The 3337-nt window shown below is 43.5% G+C and carries 5 protein-coding genes and 1 pseudogene; 2 read left to right on the plus strand and 4 right to left on the minus strand.

Annotated elements, in window-relative coordinates; genetic code table 11:
* The 3 genes from dcm to F6K57_RS40490 form a co-directional block, all read right to left on the minus strand.
* A partial coding sequence (gene dcm, locus F6K57_RS40480) for a DNA (cytosine-5-)-methyltransferase (RefSeq protein ID WP_293074580.1) occupies positions 1-834 on the minus strand: 834 nt, incomplete at its 3' end.
* 57 nt (positions 835-891) lie between these two features.
* A complete protein-coding gene (locus tag F6K57_RS40485; RefSeq protein ID WP_293074583.1) occupies positions 892-1116 on the minus strand; it encodes a hypothetical protein in 225 nt (74 codons plus the stop codon).
* 42 nt (positions 1117-1158) lie between these two features.
* Positions 1159-2187 carry an alpha/beta fold hydrolase gene (locus F6K57_RS40490; protein ID WP_293074586.1) on the minus strand — a complete coding sequence of 343 codons (1029 nt, stop codon included), beginning with the start codon at positions 2185-2187 and terminating at the stop codon, positions 1159-1161.
* A 48-nt stretch (positions 2188-2235) separates the two neighbouring features.
* On the opposite strand from F6K57_RS40490, the gene F6K57_RS40495 reads away from it, so the two are divergent.
* The gene (locus F6K57_RS40495) at positions 2236-2451 is read left to right on the plus strand and encodes a hypothetical protein (protein ID WP_293074589.1); all 216 of its coding nucleotides are present in this window, start codon (positions 2236-2238) and stop codon (positions 2449-2451) included.
* Complete coding sequence (locus tag F6K57_RS40500; RefSeq protein ID WP_293074592.1) at positions 2448-2840, plus strand: hypothetical protein; 393 nt, start codon at positions 2448-2450, stop codon at positions 2838-2840. The genes F6K57_RS40495 and F6K57_RS40500 overlap by 4 nt, the downstream gene beginning before the upstream one ends.
* A gap of 134 nt (positions 2841-2974) precedes the next feature.
* Here the strand turns inward: F6K57_RS40500 and F6K57_RS40505 are convergent.
* Positions 2975-3139: pseudogene (locus F6K57_RS40505) on the minus strand (S-(hydroxymethyl)glutathione dehydrogenase); the annotation flags it as partial.
* Between the last annotated feature and the right edge of the window lie 198 nt (positions 3140-3337).

Here is a 3337-nt window from a genome sequence, read left to right on the forward strand (position 1 = left end):
ATGCTGTAGTTCCTCTGGCAAATCCTTCATGGTTTGACCTGGCTTTAAGGCAGTAATTCTTTTTAGCTGGATGCCGTTAATAATTGGGTAGTAATGGTCGGATATTTGTGTGGCATTTCCACGAATAAAAGAATCAAAATCATCTTGAGGAGGCGAGGTTAAAGGTATTAGTAGAGTGCCCTTATCTTTTGTTGCTGGCGGCAAACTGTTTATTGCGTGAGAAATAGTAATGTCAGAGTTACGGAATAGTTGACCGGAAACTTGAAATTGTGGTGCTGGCATTCTAAACTCATGCCCCAACCTATTCCCGATGATTAAAACTCGCTTTCGTCTTTGTGGTACACCGTATTCTTGAGAATAAATTTTCTCAATTATAATCCAATAACCGAGCTCAATGAACGCCTTAGCGGCTTCGTATACATATTTTCCTTTGTTGGAGGTAAGTAGCCCTTCAACATTTTCCATAATAAACCATTTTGGCTTCAAAATAGTTAGTGCTTTAACGTATTGTTTAAGCAAATTATTTCTTGGATCATCCCAGAACCTTGAGCCCGCTGTGGAGAAGCCTTGACATGGAGGTCCCCCTATCAATATGTCGAGTTCCCCTGGTTTCATTACTATTTCAGAAAGAACCTGCCCAAAATCTACGTTATCGATATCCTCATTGCTACATAACGACTCTGGAAAATTTCTTCTATATGTTTCAACTGCCGCCGCATCTTTATCATTGGCATAAAGAATTGAATATCCAGCTTGTTTAAACCCAAGAGAACATCCACCTGCACCGCAAAATAGACTAATAGCCGTGTGTTTCATTAATTGATCAACTTCCAATACATCATGTCAAGCATATAGCAATTCTACGACTTGTGAGGTACAAATTTCGGGTTTTTAGGGAGCAGGGAGCAGGGAGCAGGGAGCAGGGAACAGGGAACAGGGAATAGGGAACAGGGAATAGGGAATAGGGAATAGGGAATAGGAAAAAAAATGCTTGTACCTCACTAGGCTATAATAGGCTATATTAAACAGCTGAGAGCTGAATGCTGATAGCTGTTCGCGTAGCGTGCGCGTAGCGCATATGCTTACCTGCTCCCTAAAACCTACGACTAAAGTCACTCACTCGTCCTGATAACTGCGATAAAAGCGATCGCTAAATAGCTAAATAAAATCCTCAATCACTGCTGTTACCGCTTCATAATACTCTTCAGAAATACCTAAAGTTCCATCCAATCGAACGGTTTGCACCTGTTCTAACTCCGCCATCGCTATCATTTCAGCTTTTGACTTAGGTGGTGCATTTTTCGCTAATATAATTAATACGGGCATGGGAACAGAATCTAAAAGCTGCAAAAATTCCTCCCGATTAGCGACAGGATCGATTGCGCCAGTAACAAACGAAGCAGGGGCATATCTGCCGCCATCTTTGGAAGTAATTTGATGTTTTTGGGCGATAAATTCCGGAGTTAGTTTGGTTTCATCCACATAGACGTGGCGTTTATACATCAAGCGCAGAAACGAAGGAGTAGTGTTGAGATAGTATAGAGTCTGACCTAACCAAGGCGATCGCACTAGATTTTTTACTCCGTTTCTCACTCCATCGGGTAAACCCATTACTCTTAACGGTCCTTTCCAAGTCGGAGCTACTAAAATTAGTTTAGAAATACTATCTGGATTATCTTGGGCAAACTTTAAAGCGTATCCTGAAGCATGACCGGCAGCAATTACAGCAAGTTTCGCCCCCCTAGCCCCCCAACTTTGGGGGGAAATTGAGTTAAAGTCCCCCAGAATTGGGTGATTTAGGGGGCTTGTAGCTCTCGGTAGTGAGGTCAATTCATCTGAAAACAGCTGTAAGCTAATTGAGTTATTATTAAAAACAGAGTTAACAAAATCTGCTAATAACTGCTGAAATAATACGGGATTGTAATCCACAGGAGGGCATTGAGACTCGCCAAATCCCAACCAATCGAGAACGGTAACGTGATAGTTTTTAGCCAGTAGATTGGCAATACCTTTCATTTCGGTGCGACTAGAAACGGTACTAAAAGCAGGGAGTAACAGTACCGGGTTTCCTGCACCGATGGTTTCGTAGACCACTTGATAGTGTTTGTCTTGCCAATTCCAGTTGTAGAAATTTTTGGTACCGCCAATACCAGAGTTAAGCTCAGTGGGATTAGTTGTTGTAGTCATAGTGATAGGGCTGCATCTGATATTTGTAAATCTATAACTAAAAGAAGTGTGGTGATATCGGGATATCGAGAGATAGGGGATATTTTTAGTAATGAAACAAGGGGTTCAGCAGGGAACCTAAAGATTGAAGCTAATTCCATCTTCCTTAACAACGAGGGAATCATCGCAGCAGAAACAGCAGGAGACCAAGGCAATATTAGGCTGCAAGCTGTTGATATCCGAATGCGTAACCAAGTTTACCACCGACTCGAGAGGATCCAGTGATTAATGCCCACAGAACAGTGAGGTGGCGAACTCGTCCTGGGTTAGCCAGCAGCAGACAACAATTACGGCAATTACAGCAGCAACAATCATCAGTGATATCCCCTCAACCTCCCCAAGACAAAAAAGTGATTATTGAAGCCCAAGGCTGGGTCAGAGCAAAGGATGGCACGATTATTCTGACTGCGCAACCGTTTAGGGGTACTCCTGTTGATCAGATATTTTCTAATCTTGATTGCCATTCGGGAAGAGGGAGTCGGGAGTCGGGAGTCGGGAATAGAAATTGTCTTAACCTTTACTTCGACTGCTATAACCTGCTTCGACTGCTATCGGAACTGGAGCTGACAACGGTAACGAGAATTGTATTAGTTGAATTTGATGCGATCGCGTAGCGGCTCTAAAAGAGCATCGCTAACTGATTGCGATCGCGTAGCGGCTCTAAAAGAGCATTGCTATAGCGCTAGGCGCAAGGCAGAAGGCAGAAGGCAGAAGTTGGCTCTAACAAAGTTTTAGAGGTAAGAGCCTAACCTTCTGGATCTGCGCCAGACATGGTATAGGCATCAGTATGGCATACTCCGGTTGCTTTAATTTCCACCATCACCTCACCCGCCTTAGGTTCGGCTACCTGAACCGTTTCAATGGATAAAGGCTTGCCTGCTTCAAAAGCTACTGCGGCTTTGACCTCCAAAATCAACTCCTACTTGCTCTGATCAACTGACCTATTTTATTGAAATATTCTGGCTTTGGATAGCAAGCAAAAGAGGAGGTAAACAGGATTTTTACCTGATCCGAGTTCCCGATTCCCGATTCCCGATTCCCGATTCCCGATTCCCGATTTCCGATTCCCGATTCCCGATTCCCGATTCCCGATTCCCGATTCCCGATTCCC

The sequence above is a fragment of the Moorena sp. SIO4A5 genome, assembly GCF_010672005.1.
Classification (GTDB): Bacteria; Cyanobacteriota; Cyanobacteriia; order Cyanobacteriales; family Coleofasciculaceae; genus Moorena.

Excerpts from the sequence above, each read along its gene's own strand:
- F6K57_RS40490 (WP_293074586.1), bottom strand. The coding sequence starts at position 2,187 with ATGACTACAACAACTAATCCCACTGAGCTTAACTCTGGTATTGGCGGT.